Here is a 17,755-nt window from a genome sequence, read left to right as displayed (position 1 = left end):
TCAGATACTCCCGATCTTCGCTTCGTTAGCGGTGATCCAATTACGCAGATCTTCGTCACTCATCCATTCAGTATTATTGTCGCTGGCGTAAACAAAACCTTCTGAAACTTTCTTACCGTCCTTGATACGGCTCGGACAAGTCGCCCATTCATTGATAACAGGTAAAATCTTGAAGTGCTCCGGGTACTCATAAGTGTAATATGAATCCTCGGCACTGATCATTTGCTCGTGCAATTTTTCCCCAGGACGAATACCGACGATTTTTTGCTTAGCATCAGGCGCTACGACCCGAGCAAGATCAGTCACTTTCATCGACGGGATTTTCTTCACGTAGATCTCACCGCCCTCCATGTCCTCAAAGGCGTGCCAGACCAGTTCGACCCCCTCCTCCAACGAAATCATGAAACGGGTCATGCGCTCGTCGGTAATAGGCAATTCCCCCTTATCCTTGATCGACATGAAAAACGGGATCACCGAACCGCGCGAGCCCATGACGTTGCCATAACGCACCACTGCCATGCGGGTTTCATGACCGCCAGCATAGGAATTACCCGCAACGAACAGCTTATCGGACGCCAACTTCGTCGCACCGTATAGATTGATCGGGCTGCTGGCCTTGTCAGTAGACAACGCAACGACGCGCTTGATGCCTTTGTCGATACAGGCATCGATCAGGTTCATCGCACCGTTGATGTTGGTCTTGATGCACTCGAAAGGGTTGTACTCAGCGGTGGGAACGATCTTCGTAGCGGCGGCGTGAACAACATAGTCAACCCCGTCAAGGGCGCGATACAGACGCTCTTTGTCACGAACGTCGCCGATAAAGAAGCGAACACGCGAATCGCCTTCAAACTTCTTCGCCATGTCCCACTGCTTCATCTCATCTCTCGAAAAGATGATAATTTTCTTGGGGTTATATTTGGCCAGGGTCATTGGCACAAATGTATTACCGAAAGAGCCGGTGCCGCCGGTTACCAAAATCGTTTTATTGCTTAACATCTAGACGCCCTCAAACCCAAAGCGAAACTTAATTATTTTTGCAGGACCACCTACGACTATCGCCCCTACCGGAACATCTCTGGTCACCACGGAGTTCGCACCGATCACCGCATGCGATCCAATTTTAACACCGGGCATTATAACCGCATTTGCCCCTACCCAGACATCGTCACCAATCTCGATTGGCTTATTGTAGTTCGCTAGAAAATCCTCTCGAGCGATTCGGCGCTCCTGCTCCCGGATGCTCACCCCAGCATAGCGGTCATGCACATGCGAGGCAGAGGAAATGAAAATATTTGGCGCTAAAAGACACTCGCAACCAATAGAAACGTCACCGTTTATGGTGACGTTCCGTTGGACTGTCGTCCCTTCACCGACAGAAATTCTCGCCATTGCCGAAAGCTCAACGCCATCATTTAGCCACACGCCGTCACCCAACTGAATCGTTCCGGCGCCCGCATTCAGTAGCGCTTTTTTTACAGTCGTTCGCCGTCCGATCAATATGCGTCCCCCTTTGGAAACTCTTGCAAAAGGAGAAATCAGCGACCTTCTTGAAAGAGCCAAAATGAATAAGCAGAGAATCCGAAACTGCACATATATTCCATCATATATTTTTCTTAACAAGACTTACTCTCCAAGAGGCATAAACCAAAACTATCAACGATACAGAAAAACCAACACACATCAATAGCACATACCCAAATACACCTTCAGACCGAAACCAAAAGCCGTAGAGAAGCGTCAGAAAGGAAAAAATAGCCAACATAGCAAGTTGAATCATCAGAAGTTTGTTTCTCTGAGACATAACTAACAAATAAGATGAGTAAAAATCAGCTGCCCGTAAAATCGCACAACCCCAAAAAACAATACTTATGCCAACCCCCACCTCAAGCCATTCCGTTGCGAACCAGCGACTCTGCAGAAGCCATAAAAGACATGACAATATTACCGACAAAAATATGGATACAAAAAAAGAAATTCTGACAACATATTTGAATCCAGCACTAGGATCCTCTCGACAGATTTCGGGAAGCAAGGTGATCACTCGGGTATTTATCAATTGCTGTATTGATAGACCCACCATTACAACAAGAGAGAGATAAGAAAATCTAGAAAACTCCTGCGCACTCATAAAGTATGCGGCAAAAACCCTGTCGACATACTGCATAAAAGCACCAACACACGTAACAGGAACGAATTTAAGGCAATCAATTATAAAGTCCCAACCAGGGAGTTTCGCATTCACAAGCCACAACATAAGAGACTTCAAACAAAGGATAACACCTATGCTGACCTCGGCCAAAATTGCAAACTCAGCATTTTTTGTAGCCAACGCCACAGCAAGACCAGCCAAAGCAACAAATAAATTTCGATAAAATAATCGCCTAGCATAATCCACAAAATTTTTCTTACTTTTTACCACCATTAAATCGACAGTAAAAATAAAAAACACCAGAACCTGAACAAACGACAGCAACAAAATAGAAAATGGGGCTCCAGCCCAGAAACTATATACAACCAATCCAACAAGAGCAGCCAACCAACATCCACTACCAAACCATTTCACATTTGAGGAAAACTCCGACAACCGCCCCTCATCCTCAACAAGCAATGGCATTTCAGAATGACATTTAATTATCACTCCCGACCCAACAACCAGCACTCCCAACCCTACAATCAATAAATAGTAATTTATTAGAGCGTATTGATCTGCCGAAAGTAGATGGGCATAGGCAAAACCTTTAAGTGCGGCAATCATAGAAGCAGCGCCGGCAAATAAAAGATAAGACCATGCGCTCAGCCTATACGAATATTTTTTGAGCATTCCTATCGCCAACACAGCTAATTTCCGAGTAAGTATTAATTGAATATTCGAACTGCAGCATGAGTCTGGCACTAGAAACAGGGGTCATTCCTTTATGTACAGTGATAGTATCCTCTATCAAACAGGTTCCGGCAGGCCCCAACACCTTTACTATATTTTCCTCTCCATAGCCTGAAACGATCTCCTCATCCGTAAAACGACGCGACCTGAACATCGGAGACTTATATTTAATTTTTCTATTCGAAGTTTTCACAAAAACATGCGGACCTGCCTGATCATCCACATCAGTCAAATAGAAGAAAAACTTAACAAACTTTAAGTCATCCAAATCAAAATGAAAGACATGTGCATGACGCGCCCTATCCTCCTCACTTGCGTTAGCCGGAAAAGTCCACCACATATTGACACTCATTAATTTAGGTGGAACCTTCAAATAGCTTGCGGCGACTGAAAGCAGATATGGATCATTGGCAATTTTAGCAATCATCGCATCGTGTTCTGCGTTAAAGTATTGAGCCAGAAGAAGCTCTTTTTTCAGCGACGTTTCTGCCTTCGCCTTGTCTCTCAGATAAAAACCTTTTGTCTGATCCCGATCAGCAAAACATGGATGCGCTTCAGCGTACTTCAAAAGATATTGAATCGCTTCCGCCGGCAACCTAGGCCCAACCAGCGCGCCGCTTGCCTCTAACTCTGAGACTACCGAAGCAATGTGCGCCTCATCAAACTCAACAAAAGACTCATGCTTTCGCTTTATCTGCTCCTCAAAAAAAACGCCCAATCGCCTTTTATTAAAAAAAGCCACGAGTTTCCAAATTAAATCTCTGACCACTCTGCGCTTAAACAAGCCCCGCATAACTTTATATTTTGTTAGCATAGCTTCTTCTGCATCCCTATTCTAAAGTATCTCTGCGGTCTAGGTGTGAGCTCATTTTACGCATACCGTCCCTTAGGGCTGCACCATACACCAGCTACAGAATCCATTGCTGATCTCGGACAATTATGTGAAAAAACAGCTCCAAGAGCGTATTATCCACCAGCATCGAAAACACGACAACCAAGGCATTCAGGCTACCCGTCCAGAGCAGCGATGCTTCGCTGCCCCCAATGGATCGTACCCCTGACTGAAAAACACCGCCCACCCTAAAAAAGAAAAAGCCCGCCGTCGTAAAGCTTTATGACGGCAGACTCTTAAACTAGTCAGGCTTCAAATCCGGCCGACCAAATTTTACCCTATTTAGTCGGACGCAAAACAAAACGAATCAAAGCAATAAACCCGGCCAATATAAAGCCAGTGATCGCCCCCAACACAACAATCAACATTTTCTTGGGTTTAATAGGACTCTCCGGCACCTCAACACTACCATCCTGCCGATAAACCGAAATACGCTCAGGATCAATATTCAACTTACGGTAAAAGTTGTAGCGCATTTGCAGTGATCGAAGATCTGATATAAATGCATCATCAGATGTCCTCGACTCCAACGCATTGACTTCCGCCGCCAGCGCCTTGCTGCCTCGCTGATAATCCATCTTGCTACCCGTATCAACAGTGATATCAACAGCAGCAGAAGAGTTTATGGTCGGAGTTGTCAACCCAATCGCTTCGGCGATCTTCAGAGCCTCTCGTAGCTGTTGAATCCGATCCTCACGCAGCCGCTGCGCGGTTTCACGCAAGCTAACGATCCGCTGCTCGATATTCCGCGCCTTTACAGAAGCCTCAGTCGTAACGTTCTTGATAAGCTCCGATTCCGCGGCCTCACTGGCGCGCTGCACATAGGCCTTAGCCCATTCTGTCGCTCGGACAGGGTCCCCGCCTTGTACGGTTACCGAGAAACGATCAGGAGTATCCTTACCCGGTCCCTTGACGACCAGCTCTCGAGAGAAACGCTCATATACACGATCAAGCGCTCCCTTTCGTTGGGACTCATCAAGCGAGGGAAGATAGATTTCATTGAAGAATTTTTGGCGAATCGACTCCGCCTGAAGATTCCGAGCAAACACGTCATAGACATGTCTAATGGAATAAGTATCAAGATCAGTACTTTTCCCCCGCCCGTAATTCAACTCAGCAATACCATTCTGAGTAGGCGGCATAATGAAAAGCTTGGCTTCGTAAACTGGCTTACTAAGAAATGCGTAGGCGGCCGCGCCAATAGTGACCAACAACGTCACCCCCACAATCAACCACTTCTGAGCCCAAAGCCCACGCACAAGCTCTATCAGATCTATCTCATCAGAGCCACGTACTTCAGCACGGTCATTTTGCATGTAAGGCCTCGCCACCTTTGTTTGACATCACGCTTGCAGACAAACTGAACGCATGAAGAGACAGGACAGCAGGCAAAGCCCCGATGAACACCGTAACAAACCGATTCAAATTAAACACAAACCAAAACACCCGTAGTCAAAAATATTGTTGGCAGCGATCCTTACTACAAGACTACCAGGCTCACACTCCGTTATTTCAGTCGCCGCCGCATTCCATTGAACCATGTCAGCAACGGACCAATGATCATACCCATCAGCAGCGCCACCAGCACGAAAACCGAAACCGGTAGCTGCGGAGCCGACCAGCCAAGAAACAGCAAACCAACAGGCTGATTGTTTTCGAGCACGAACAGAACAATGACTGCAGCCACGAGCAGTCCTAGTGCGACAAGCACCAAACGCTTAAAGTTCCCCACAAATACCTCTTTACTTTTATGCGACGTCAAAACTCATCACCCTCCTCCTCATTCACCCGATCCCTGAGCTCCTTGCCCGGCTTGAAATGAGGTACGAATTTGCCGTCAAGGCTCACAGACTGACCGGTTTTAGGGTTACGTCCTACCCGCGGAGCGCGATAATGCAAGGAAAAGCTGCCGAAACCACGGATTTCGATACGATCTCCCGTAGCCAGGCATTGGGACATTTGCTCAAGCATGGTCTTGATAGCCAGCTCCACATCCTTGGATGAGAGTAGCCCTTGATGGGTGACAATACGTTCGATCAATTCCGACTTCGTCATATTTTTCCCTTCTTTTTCAAGCAGCTAGGAAAATCGCTTGAAAAGGTTTTAGCATGGTCGAAGGGATTTGAACAGCCCAAGTATTGACATTCATCTTTATTCCCCTGTCGCTCTTCCCACACAGATGCGGGATCTTCCTCAAGCTACCGACACATGACCAACATCGTCCGCGTCAGATAACCCGCCGGATTGAAGCCGAAGGGATAAGAGCTTTCATCCTTCGCATCGTCGGATCGGGTAATCACTTTATAACCCGCCCCCTTGCACTCCCTGGCAGCCCGCTTATGACACTTATCCCAACCGGAGCCCAACCCTGAGCAATCGATCTCGATACCGCTGACACCGCGTACTGCGTGGGTCTTGGCGTTTGTGGAGCAAGCTGCCAGCGCCAATACCACTAACACAAGAAAGAGTCTGTTCATTCAAGTCCCACAGGCAGGGTTTCCATCCAATTTCAAACGGCCCCTGATCGCCATATAGATATTTGATCCACTTAACAAAAGAGACCGTTCTATCAAAGAATTGGTTTCATCGTGGCATGCATGAGCCCCCCCCCCCCGTAGGCATGCCCAGTCGGAAAGCTGAAATGAACGAAATCACAGCCACAAAAAAGGGCGACCGAAGTCGCCCTTTTTACAGAAAATCAGAACTCAGTTCTGTTTTTCCGCTTGTGCAGCACGCAGCAGGTCACCCAGGGTGGTCGCTACTGGAGCATCCGAAGCAACTGGCTTGTCGCGCAGGCTCTGGATAGCTTCTTTCTCGTCTTCAACGTCTTTCGACTTGATCGAGAGCTGGATTACGCGGCTCTTGCGATCAACGCTGATGATCTTGGCTTCTACTTCTTCGCCTTCTTTCAGAACGTTACGCGCGTCTTCAACGCGGTCACGGCTGATTTCGGAGGCTTTCAGAGTCGCTTCGATATCGTCGGCCAGGGTGATGATGGCGCCTTTGGCGTCAACTTCTTTCACGATACCCTTAACGATTGCGCCTTTGTCGTTCTCTTGAACGTACTCGGAGAACGGATCGCTTTCCAGTTGCTTGATACCCAGGGAGATGCGCTCGCGCTCTGGGTCAACCGACAGGATAACGGTGTCCAGCTCGTCGCCCTTCTTGAAGCGGCGTACGGCTTCTTCGCCCACTTCGTTCCAGGAGATGTCGGACAGGTGAACCAGGCCGTCGATGCCGCCGTCCAGACCAATGAAGATACCGAAATCGGTGATCGACTTGATGGTGCCGGAGATCTTGTCGCCCTTGTTGAACTGGCCAGAGAAGTCTTCCCATGGGTTGGACTTGCACTGCTTGATGCCCAGGGAAATACGACGACGCTCTTCGTCGATGTCCAGAACCATGACTTCCACTTCGTCGCCGACTTGTACGACTTTCGAAGGATGGATGTTCTTGTTGGTCCAGTCCATTTCGGAAACGTGTACCAGGCCTTCAACGCCTTCTTCCAGCTCAGCGAAGCAGCCGTAGTCGGTGAGGTTGGTAACACGAGCGGTGACGCGGGTGCTTTCTGGGTAACGGGCTTTGATAGCGACCCATGGATCTTCACCCAGTTGCTTCAGGCCCAGGGAAACACGATTGCGCTCGCGATCGTACTTCAGAACCTTGACATCGATCTCGTCGCCAACGTTGACGATTTCCGAAGGATGCTTGATACGCTTCCAGGCCATGTCGGTGATGTGCAGCAGGCCATCGACGCCACCCAGATCGACAAATGCGCCGTAATCGGTGAGGTTCTTGACGATACCCTTGACCTGCTGGCCTTCCTGCAGCGATTCCAGCAGAGCTTCGCGCTCGGCGGAGTTTTCGGCTTCCAGGACACTGCGACGGGAAACGACAACGTTGTTGCGCTTCTGGTCCAGCTTGATGACCTTGAATTCCAGCTCTTTGCCTTCCAGGTGCGTGGTGTCGCGCACTGGACGGACGTCAACCAGGGAACCTGGCAGGAACGCACGGATGCCGTTAACGTCGACAGTGAAGCCGCCTTTAACCTTACCGTTGATAACGCCCTTGACCACTTCCTCAGCTGCGAAAGCCGCTTCCAGAACGATCCAGCATTCAGCGCGCTTGGCTTTTTCACGGGACAGCTTGGTTTCACCAAAGCCATCTTCAACCGAGTCCAGAGCAACGTGAACTTCGTCACCGACATTGATGTTCAGCTCGCCAGCATCGTTGTAGAACTGCTCAAGCGGGATGAGTGCTTCAGACTTCAGACCAGCGTGAACGGTTACCCAACGAGCTTGGTAATCGATATCAACGATAACACCGGTGATGATGGAGCCTGCCTGAAGGTTCAGGGTTTTCAGGCTTTCTTCAAAGAGTTCCGCAAAGCTTTCGCTCATTTTAATTCCTGTTGATTAGGGCGAAGAATACGCCCGCCTCCACACCCCAGACGGTGTGGGTTAGTTTCATATAGAAGAAGCACCGCAGGACTATGACTGGTCCCCTGCGGAGCTTCCTGTCACCCGGCGATATCGCGAATGGCGATCTCGCTCATGATGCGTTGCAACACCTGGTCGATGGACAACTCCGTGGAATCCAGCTGTATCGCATCAGCCGCCGGTTTGAGCGGGGCTACTGCGCGCTGGGTGTCACGTTCATCACGTGCACGGATCTCATCTAGCAGACTCGACAGACTAACATCCTCGCCTTTGCCCTTCAACTGCAAATATCGGCGACGAGCCCGTTCCTCCGCACTGGCGGTGAGGAAAATTTTCAATGGCGCGTCCGGAAAGACAACCGTGCCCATGTCGCGGCCATCGGCCACCAGCCCCGGCGGCTCCAGGAACGCACGCTGGCGCTGCAGCAACGCTTCGCGTACCGCCGGCAGCGCGGCGACCTGGGAGGCCCCGGCGCCCACGGTTTCGGTACGGATGACGTCGCTGACTTCATCGCCCTCCAGGACGATTCGCTGCAGTTGACCATCGGTCGCCGCAATGAATTGCACATCCAGATGCGCCGCCAGAGCCTTGAGCAGCTCCTCGTTGGTCAGGTCCACGCCATGGTTGCTGGCCGCAAACGCGAGCAGGCGATACAGGGCTCCGGAATCGAGGAGGTTCCAGCCCAGTTGTCTGGCCAGAATCCCGGCGATGGTGCCCTTGCCCGAACCGCTCGGGCCATCGATGGTGATGACCGGTGCCTTGATGTTCACGACTGTGCCTCTTTTGCCACTCGAATGCCGACCTGTTCGCACAGCGCCAGGAAGTTCGGGAACGACGTCGCGACGTTGGCACAGTCATGGATGCGAATCGGCGCGCTCGCCCGCAGGGACGCAACACTGAAGGCCATGGCGATGCGATGGTCGCCGTGACCATGGACTTCGCCGCCGCCGATCTGGCCGCCATCGATGATGATGCCGTCCGGCGTCGGCTCGCATTTGACGCCCAGGGCCAGCAAGCCATCCGCCATCACCTGGATACGGTCCGATTCCTTGACCCGCAACTCTTCGGCGCCGGTCAGCACCGTCCGCCCCTCTGCACAGGCGGCAGCCACGAACAGCACCGGGAACTCGTCGATCGCCAGCGGAACCAGCGCCTCGGGAATCTCGATACCCTTGAGTTTAGCCGCTCTTACGCGAAGGTCCGCCACCGGCTCGCCGCCCACTTCACGCTGGTTCTCCAGGGTGATGTCGGCGCCCATCAGGTGCAGGATATCGATCACGCCCGTGCGGGTCGGGTTGATGCCTACGTGCTCGAGCACCAGCTCGGAGCCTTCGGCGATGGACGCGGCCACCAGGAAGAACGCCGACGAAGAGATGTCGCCCGGGACTTCGATGTGGGTCGCGGTCAACTTGCCGCCCGACTCAACGGACGCCGTAGCGCCATCGACCGTGACCGGATAGCCAAAGCCACGCAGCATGCGCTCGGTGTGGTCACGGGTCGGCGCCGGCTCGGTGACAGTGGTCTTGCCTTCGGCATAGAGACCGGCCAGCAGCAGGCAGGATTTCACCTGGGCACTGGCCATTGGCATGGTGTAGGTCAGGCCCTTGAGTTTGTTGCCACCACGGATGACCATCGGCGGACGACCGTCGGCGGCCGTCTCGATGACCGCGCCCATTTCCCGCAGCGGGTTGGCCACGCGGTTCATCGGCCGTTTGGACAGCGACGCGTCGCCGGTCAGAGTGCTGTCGAAATCCTGCGCGGCCAGCAGGCCGGACAACAGGCGCATCGAAGTGCCGGAGTTACCCAGGTAGATCGGGCCTGGCGCAGGCTTGAGGCCATGCAAGCCAACACCGTGGATCGTCACGCGACCGTGGTGCGGCCCTTCGATGACCACCCCCATGTCGCGGAACGCTTGCAGCGTCGCCAGGGCATCTTCGCCCTCGAGGAAGCCTTCCACCTCGGTCACGCCTTCGGCCAGGGAGCCGAGCATGATCGAGCGGTGGGAAATCGATTTATCGCCCGGTACACGAATACGCCCGCTCAGGGAGCCACCAGGTTGTGCCAGGAAAATCAGATCGTTGGAATTCATAGCGTCCACATAGGCCCGACGGGCCAGGATTTTACTGAAATGCTCGCGGGCCACCCTGGCGCGTGTGAAAACGCCCAGCAATTGGTGCCCGTCCCCTGCATCGACCGCGTCGCGCAAGGCGTCGAGGTCGCTGCGAAATGTATCGAGTGTGCGCAGGACAGCTTCGCGATTGGCGAGGAAGATGTCGTGCCACATGACCGGGTCGCTACCGGCGATTCTCGTGAAATCGCGGAAACCGCCGGCAGCGTAACGGAAGATCTCAAGATTTTCATTGCGTTTGGCCAATGAATCCACCAGACCGAACGCCAACAGGTGCGGTAAATGGCTGGTGGCGGCCAGGACTTCGTCATGACGCCCGACTTGCATGTGCTCGACATCGGCGCCCAATTCTCGCCACAAGCGGTCCACCACCGCCAACGCAGCCGGATCGGTCTGATCCAGAGGCGTCAATATGACCTTGTGACGACGAAACAGCCCGGCGTTGGAAGCTTCCACACCGCTCTGCTCGGAACCGGCAATCGGATGACCCGGAACGAAGCGTGCCGGCATCCCGCCAAAGGCTTCGGTGGCTGCGCGCACGACGTTGCCCTTGGCACTGCCGACATCAGTCAGAATCGCCTGCCCCAGGTCCATGGTCGCCAGCCGTGCCAGGAGTTTCTCCATGGCCAGGATCGGCACCGCCAGCTGAATCACGTCAGCCCCTTGGCACGCAGCCGCCAGGTCGTCTTCGCAGCGGTCCACTACGCCTAGTTCCACCGCCAGCTTGCGCGACTGCGGATCCAGGTCGACGCCGACCACCTCGCGGCACAGACCGCTTTCGCGCAAGCCCTTGGCGAACGAACCACCGATCAACCCCAGACCGACCACCACCAGGCGACCGATCATAGGTGCAGCAGGTTGCAGCGAGGTGACATCAACCACGAGCCAGGACCTTGCTCAGCGCCTCGAGGAAACGGCTGTTTTCCGCTTGCAGGCCAACGGTGATACGCAGGTGGTTCGGCATGCCGTAATTGGCCACCGGACGCACGATCACGCCTTCACGCAACAGGCCCTGGAACACCGGTGCAGCAACACGACCCAGGTCGACGCAGATGAAGTTGCCTTTCGATGGAATCCAGCCCAGGCCCAACTCACGGAAACCCGCTTCCAGCTGCTGCATGCCGGTCTCGTTCAGACGACGGCTCTGAGCCAGGTATTCCTCATCCTGCAACGCGGCGCAGGCGGCAGCCAGGGCGAAGCTGTTGACGTTGAACGGCTGGCGCACGCGATTCAGCACGTCGGCCACCACGGCGGTGGACAGGCCGTAGCCGACCCGCAGCGATGCCAGGCCATAGGCCTTGGAGAACGTGCGCGAAACCAGCAGGTTCGGGTACGCCGCGAGGAAGTCCAGGCCATCGGGCAGGTCACTGCCTTCGGCGTACTCGATGTACGCCTCGTCCAGCACCACCAGCACGTGCTCCGGGACGTCCTGCAGGAAGTCGTCCAGGGCCTGGGCGTCGAACCAGGTGCCGGTCGGGTTGTTCGGGTTGGCAATGAACACCACCCGGGTGTTGGCGTCGATGGCCGCCAGCATGGCCGGCAGATCGTGCCCCCAATCCTTGGCCGGAACCACGTGGGCATCGGCACCGACCGCCTGGGTGGCGATCGGGTAGACGGCAAACGCATGCTCGCTGAATACCGCATTGAGGCCCGGCGCCAAATAGGCACGCGCCACCAGTTCGAGAATGTCGTTGGAACCGTTGCCCAGGGTCACCTGGTTCAGCTCGACACCACAGCGCTCGGCCAGCAGGCTTTTCAAGGCAAACCCGTTGCCATCGGGGTAGCGGGTCAGCTCGGCCAGTTCGTCACGGATCGCCGCCAGCGCCTTGGGACCGGCACCCAGCGGGTTTTCGTTACTTGCCAGTTTGACGATGCTGGCCGGATCCAGATCCAGCTCGCGAGCCAGTTCGTCCACGGGCTTGCCCGGAACGTAAGGCGAAAGTTGTTGCACGCCTGGCTGTGCCAGGGCGAGGAAGTTGCCACTCATTTGCTATCCGCCCTTAAAGAACTGCCTTGGGGTAGGAACCCAGCACCTTGAGTGCCACTGCTTCCTGACTGATTTTCTCCAGCACACCTTTTACCAGCGGATCGCGGTGGTGGCCGACGAAATCGATGAAGAACACGTAGGTCCATTTGCCGCTACGCGAAGGACGGGTCTCGATCCGGGTCAGATCGATGCCATTGTCATGGAACGGCACCAACAGCTCATGGAGCGCACCGGGCTTGTTGCTCATGGAGACGATAATCGAAGTCTTGTCGTCCCCGGTCGGTGGCACTTCCTGGTTGCCGATCATCAGGAATCGCGTGGAGTTGTCCGGACGATCCTCGATTTTCTCAGCCAGACGGGTCAGTCCATAGAGGCCGGCCGCCATATCCCCGGCGATCGCCGCCGAGTTCCACTCACCCTTGACCCGCTTGGCCGCCTCGGCGTTGCTCGATACCGCCACGCGCTCGACATTCGGATAATGGGCATCCAGCCATTTGCGGCACTGAGCCAGGGACTGGGCGTGGGAATAGATCCGGCTGATGCTGTCGGTTTTGGTGTTTTCGCCCACCAGCAGGTGATGGTGGATGCGCAGCTCGACTTCGCCACAGATCACCATGTCATGCTCGAGGAAGCTGTCCAGCGTGTGGTTGACCGCGCCTTCGGTGGAATTTTCCACCGGCACCACGCCGAAATTCACCGCGCCGGCCGCGACTTCGCGGAAGACTTCGTCGATGGCCGCCATCGGCTTGCTGATCACTGCGTGGCCGAAGTGCTTCATGGCGGCGGCCTGGGTAAAGGTCCCCTCAGGGCCCAGGTACGCCACTTTCAGCGGTTGCTCGAGGGCCAGGCACGACGACATGACTTCACGGAACAGCCGCGCCATTTCTTCGTTGCTCAGCGGACCCTTGTTGCGCTCCATGACCCGCTTGAGTACCTGAGCCTCACGCTCGGGGCGATAGAACACCGGCACTTCCCCCTCGGCAAGGGAGGCCATTTTCACCCGGGCGACTTCCTGGGCGCAGCGCGCGCGCTCGCTGATCAGCTCCAGGACTTTTTCGTCCAGGGCATCGATGCGCAGGCGCAGCGCCTTGAGTTCTTGCTCTGACATCAGCCGTGTTCCTTCTCGAACTCCGCCATGTAGGCGATCAATGCGTTGACCGCATTGATATCCACGGCGTTGTAGATGGAGGCGCGCATGCCACCGACCGAGCGATGGCCCTTGAGGTTCAGCAGCCCGCGCTCGTCGGCACCTGCCAGGAACGGCTTGTCGAGGCGGTCGTCGGCCAGGCGGAACGGTACGTTCATCCAGGAGCGGTCGGTCTTGTTGATCGGGTTGCTGTAGAGGTCGCTGGCGTCGATGAAGTCGTAGAGCACGCGCTGCTTCACTTCATTGAGCTTGCCGATGGCTTCGACACCGCCCTGTTCTTTCAGCCACTCGAACACCAGGCCCGACAGGTACCAGGCCAGGGTCGGCGGCGTGTTGTACATCGAGCCGTTGTCGGCCGCGACCTTGTAGTTGAGCATGGTCGGGCACAGGGAACGGGCACGACCCAACAGGTCCTCGCGAATGATGTTGACCAGGATACCGCTCGGGCCGATGTTCTTCTGGGCGCCGGCGTAGATCATGCCGAAACGGGAGACATCCACAGGGCGCGAAAGAATGTCCGAAGACATGTCGGCCACCAATGGCACGTCACCGGTTTCCGGGATCCAGTTGAACTCCAGGCCGCCGATGGTTTCGTTCGGTGCGTAATGAACGTAGGCCGCGTCCTTGGACAGGTTCCACTCGTTCTGACCGGGAATGGCGAAATAGTCGTAGGGCTTGGCGGTAGCGGCAACGTTGACGTGGCCGTAACGCGAGGCTTCTTCAATGGCTTTCTGCGACCAGATACCGGTGTCGATGTAGTCAGCCTTGCCACTCTCCGGAAGCAGGTTCAACGGGATCTGGGCAAATTGCTGGCTGGCGCCGCCCTGCAGGAACAACACCTTGTAGTTGGCCGGGATGTTCAGCAGATCACGCAGGTCCTGCTCGGCCTTGGTGGCAATGGACACGAACTCATCGCTGCGATGGCTCATTTCCATGACGGACAGGCCCTTGCCATGCCAGTCGAGAAGTTCACCCTGGGCACGCTTCAGGACCGCTTCAGGCAGCGCCGCCGGGCCGGCACAGAAGTTATAGGCTCTCTTGCTCACATCCAATCTCGCTCTGATCTGGTGGTCACACATTAATACGGTATCAGCGGGTGTCCATTGTGGGAGCAAGGCTTGCCCGCGATTACAGACTTGCATTCAACATGAATGTCGACTGATCTATCGCTATCGTGGGCAAGCCTTGCTCCCACAGCTCGCTCCCACAGTTGCGCTGTCATGCACAGTCTCGCAAACTTTCAAAAGGGACAAACAACAAGGGGGCGAATCTTCATCCGCCCCCTGCGTGTCCGCTTATTCCTGCGGTTCTTCTTCGTCTGCGGCAGCGTCAAGCGATTGATCGTCGCCGGCCATGTCGTCGACATCGGCACCCAGGGTACCGTCGAACGCCACGTCGTCCTCGCCTTCCAGCTCCTCGCCTTCGACTTCCGAAGGCTCCTGCACCCGCTCAAGCCCCACCAGCGTTTCATCGCTGGCCAGCTTGATCAGTGTCACGCCCTGAGTATTACGGCCCAGGCTCGATACTTCGTCGACCCGCGTACGCACCAGGGTGCCCTGGTCGGAGATCAGCATGATCTCTTCGCCATCGAGCACCTGGACTGCACCGACCAGACGACCGTTACGCTCGTTGCTGACCATGGCGATCACGCCCTGCCCGCCACGCTTGTACTCGGGGAACTCGCTGATGGCGGTACGCTTGCCATAACCACGCGCCGAAGCGGTAAGGATCTGGCTGCCCTCTTCGGGGATCAGCATGGAAATCAGCTTCTGGCCTTCAGGCAGGCGCATGCCGCGCACACCGCGGGCGGTACGGCCCATGGCGCGAACGTCGGATTCCTTGAAGCGGGTAACCTTGCCACCGTCGGAGAACAGCATGACCTCACGCTCGCCATCGGTGATGGCAGCCGAAATCAGTACGTCACCTTCGTCCAGTTCCAGGGCGATCAGGCCCACGCTGCGCTGGCGACTGAAGGACTCCAGCGGGGTCTTCTTGACGGTGCCGTTGGCGGTCGCCATGAAGATGTAGTGGCCTTCGGTGTATTCCTCGACCGGCAACATGGTGGTGATGTACTCACCGTCGTCCAGGGGCAGCAGGTTGACCAGCGGACGGCCACGGGCAGCACGGGACGCCTCGGGAATTTCGTAGGTCTTGAGCCAGTACACCTTGCCCTTGCTGGAGAACAACAGCAGCGTGGTGTGGCTGTTGGCAACCAGCAGGTGGGCGATGTAGTCCTCGTCCTTGACGCCGGTAGCCGATTTGCCTTTGCCGCCGCGACGCTGGGCCTGGTAGGCAGCCAGCGGCTGGGTCTTGGCGTAGCCACCGTGGGAAATGGTCACCACGCGGTCTTCTTCCGGGATCATGTCACCCAGGGTCAGGTCCAGGCGCGCATCGAGGATCTCGGTGCGGCGCACGTCGCCGTATTCGGCGCGGATCACTTCCAGCTCTTCGCGGATCACTTCCATCAGGCGCGTGGCGCTGTTGAGGATGCGGATCAGCTCGCCGATCTGGTTGAGGATCTCCTGGTACTCGGCCAGCAGCTTCTCGTGCTCCAGGCCGGTCAGGCGGTGCAGGCGCAGTTCGAGGATGGCTTGCGCCTGTTCCGGGGACAGGAAGTACTTGCCGTCGCGCAGACCGTATTGCGGGTCGAGGTTTTCCGGACGGCAGGAATCGGCCCCGGCACGCTCGACCATGGTCATCACCGCACTGGACTCCCAAGGCGTGCTGACCAGCGCTTCCTTGGCTTCCGACGGCGTCGGCGAGGCCTTGATCAGGGCAATGACCGGGTCGATGTTCGACAGGGCAACGGCCTGGCCTTCCAGGATGTGACCACGCTCACGGGCCTTGCGCAGTTCGAACACGGTACGACGGGTGACCACTTCGCGACGGTGACGCACGAAGGCTTCCAGCAGGTCCTTGAGGTTCAGGATCCGCGGACGGCCATCGATCAACGCAACGATGTTGATACCGAACACGCTTTGCAGCTGGGTCTGGGCGTAGAGGTTGTTGAGGATCACCTCAGGCACTTCGCCACGGCGCAGCTCGATCACGACACGCATGCCGTCCTTGTCGGACTCGTCCCGCAGCTCGGTGATGCCCTCGAGCTTCTTCTCCTTGACCAGCTCGGCGATCTTCTCGATCAGGCGAGCCTTGTTCAACTGGTACGGGAGTTCGGTGATGACGATCTGCTGGCGACCACCGACCTTGTCGATGTCTTCGACGGTTGAGCGCGCACGCATGTAGATGCGGCCGCGACCGGTACGATAGGCTTCGATGATGCCGGCACGACCGTTGATGATCGCGGCGGTCGGGAAGTCCGGGCCGGGGATGTACTGCATCAGCTCATCGACGGTCAGCTCCGGGTTGTCGATGAGGGCCAGGCAACCGTCGATCACTTCACCGAGGTTGTGTGGCGGGATGTTGGTTGCCATGCCCACGGCGATACCGCTGGAACCGTTGACCAGCAGGTTCGGGATACGGGTCGGCATGACCGCCGGGATCATTTCGGTGCCGTCGTAGTTCGGCACCCAGTCCACGGTTTCCTTGTGCAGGTCGGCCAGCAGCTCGTGGGCGAGCTTGGTCATGCGCACTTCGGTGTATCGCATGGCCGCGGCGTTGTCGCCATCCACGGAGCCGAAGTTGCCCTGGCCGTCTACCAGCAGGTAGCGCAAGGAAAATGGCTGCGCCATCCGGACGATGGTGTCGTAAACGGCAGTGTCACCGTGCGGGTGATACTTACCGATCACGTCACCGACGACACGGGCGGATTTCTTGTACGGCTTGTTGAAGTCGTTGCCCAGCTCGCTCATCGCGAACAACACGCGCCGGTGCACGGGCTTCAAGCCATCGCGCGCATCCGGCAGCGCCCGCCCGACGATTACGCTCATTGCGTAGTCGAGGTAGGACTGTTTCAGCTCGTCTTCGATATTGACCGGGAGGATTTCTTTGGCCAGTTCGCCCATGAGAAGCCTGATTCCTTTTTCTGGTGAAACCTCGTCACATCCAGACGGGACGAACGAAGCTCGCCGCTACAGGGCGGTGCCATGCAGCGACTTACGACAAATCAACGAGTTATGCCATGGATCTGCGCAGTAAAGACCGCTTCGTGAAGCGGCCCTGGAAACCGCCGGATGTTATCACAAGAGCCGCCACGCACCTATCCCCCAGATGCGCATGGAGCATAGTTAGTTGACCGGTGACAGGCTGATATGGGACGAGAGGGGCTTAGAAGCGCTGCGACTGAAGAATTTGTGCTCAAATGCAAGAAGATTCACAGCT

General features: G+C 55.8%; 15 protein-coding genes. All 15 read right to left on the bottom strand.

Features of this window, described 5'->3' with window-relative positions; translation table 11 throughout:
• Positions 1 to 999, bottom strand: a complete 999-nt coding sequence (gene pseB, locus QZH45_RS09995) for a UDP-N-acetylglucosamine 4,6-dehydratase (inverting) (RefSeq protein ID WP_024778733.1) — start codon at positions 997 to 999, stop codon at positions 1 to 3.
• The gene (locus QZH45_RS09990) at positions 1,000 to 1,623 is read right to left on the bottom strand and encodes an acyltransferase (RefSeq protein WP_269458257.1); all 624 of its coding nucleotides are present in this window, start codon (positions 1,621 to 1,623) and stop codon (positions 1,000 to 1,002) included.
• Positions 1,604 to 2,824: a hypothetical protein gene (locus QZH45_RS09985; RefSeq protein ID WP_147460427.1), complete on the bottom strand. Its 1,221-nt coding sequence runs from the start codon at positions 2,822 to 2,824 to the stop codon at positions 1,604 to 1,606. The genes QZH45_RS09990 and QZH45_RS09985 overlap by 20 nt, the downstream gene beginning before the upstream one ends.
• The gene (locus tag QZH45_RS09980; protein ID WP_053193639.1) at positions 2,802 to 3,698 is read right to left on the bottom strand and encodes a phytanoyl-CoA dioxygenase family protein; all 897 of its coding nucleotides are present in this window, start codon (positions 3,696 to 3,698) and stop codon (positions 2,802 to 2,804) included. Before QZH45_RS09980 ends, QZH45_RS09985 begins: the two co-directional genes overlap by 23 nt.
• Before the next feature lie 356 nt (positions 3,699 to 4,054).
• Positions 4,055 to 5,092, bottom strand: a complete 1,038-nt coding sequence (locus QZH45_RS09975; protein WP_053193642.1) for an LPS O-antigen chain length determinant protein WzzB — start codon at positions 5,090 to 5,092, stop codon at positions 4,055 to 4,057.
• 191 nt (positions 5,093 to 5,283) lie between these two features.
• The gene (locus QZH45_RS09970) at positions 5,284 to 5,508 is read right to left on the bottom strand and encodes a LapA family protein (RefSeq protein WP_024778731.1); all 225 of its coding nucleotides are present in this window, start codon (positions 5,506 to 5,508) and stop codon (positions 5,284 to 5,286) included.
• Between the two features lie 26 nt (positions 5,509 to 5,534).
• Complete coding sequence (ihfB, locus tag QZH45_RS09965) at positions 5,535 to 5,831, bottom strand: integration host factor subunit beta (RefSeq protein WP_003183877.1); 297 nt, start codon at positions 5,829 to 5,831, stop codon at positions 5,535 to 5,537.
• A gap of 143 nt (positions 5,832 to 5,974) precedes the next feature.
• A complete protein-coding gene (locus QZH45_RS09960; RefSeq protein ID WP_024778730.1) occupies positions 5,975 to 6,253 on the bottom strand; it encodes a hypothetical protein in 279 nt (92 codons plus the stop codon).
• 228 nt (positions 6,254 to 6,481) lie between these two features.
• Positions 6,482 to 8,176, bottom strand: a complete 1,695-nt coding sequence (gene rpsA / locus QZH45_RS09955) for a 30S ribosomal protein S1 (RefSeq protein ID WP_024778729.1) — start codon at positions 8,174 to 8,176, stop codon at positions 6,482 to 6,484.
• 119 nt (positions 8,177 to 8,295) lie between these two features.
• Complete coding sequence (gene cmk, locus QZH45_RS09950; RefSeq protein WP_024778728.1) at positions 8,296 to 8,985, bottom strand: (d)CMP kinase; 690 nt, start codon at positions 8,983 to 8,985, stop codon at positions 8,296 to 8,298.
• Entirely contained in the window at positions 8,982 to 11,189 is a 2,208-nt protein-coding gene (locus QZH45_RS09945) for a bifunctional prephenate dehydrogenase/3-phosphoshikimate 1-carboxyvinyltransferase (RefSeq protein ID WP_024778727.1), read from the bottom strand. The genes cmk and QZH45_RS09945 overlap by 4 nt, the downstream gene beginning before the upstream one ends.
• A 28-nt stretch (positions 11,190 to 11,217) precedes the next feature.
• Entirely contained in the window at positions 11,218 to 12,330 is a 1,113-nt protein-coding gene (gene hisC, locus QZH45_RS09940) for a histidinol-phosphate transaminase (protein WP_024778726.1), read from the bottom strand.
• Between the two features lie 13 nt (positions 12,331 to 12,343).
• Positions 12,344 to 13,438 (bottom strand): prephenate dehydratase, encoded by a 1,095-nt coding sequence (pheA, locus tag QZH45_RS09935; protein ID WP_024778725.1) that lies wholly within the window; start codon positions 13,436 to 13,438, stop codon positions 12,344 to 12,346.
• Positions 13,438 to 14,523: a 3-phosphoserine/phosphohydroxythreonine transaminase gene (serC, locus tag QZH45_RS09930; protein WP_055135268.1), complete on the bottom strand. Its 1,086-nt coding sequence runs from the start codon at positions 14,521 to 14,523 to the stop codon at positions 13,438 to 13,440. The genes pheA and serC overlap by 1 nt, the downstream gene beginning before the upstream one ends.
• Before the next feature lie 249 nt (positions 14,524 to 14,772).
• Entirely contained in the window at positions 14,773 to 17,439 is a 2,667-nt protein-coding gene (gene gyrA, locus QZH45_RS09925; protein WP_024778723.1) for a DNA gyrase subunit A, read from the bottom strand.
• Positions 17,440 to 17,755 lie beyond the last annotated feature (316 nt).

The sequence above is a fragment of the Pseudomonas corrugata genome (assembly GCF_050920615.1).
In the GTDB taxonomy this organism is placed as follows: domain Bacteria; phylum Pseudomonadota; class Gammaproteobacteria; order Pseudomonadales; family Pseudomonadaceae; genus Aquipseudomonas; species Aquipseudomonas corrugata.
Note: the sequence above shows the minus strand (reverse complement) of the source record. Positions and strands in the feature narration are given on the sequence as shown.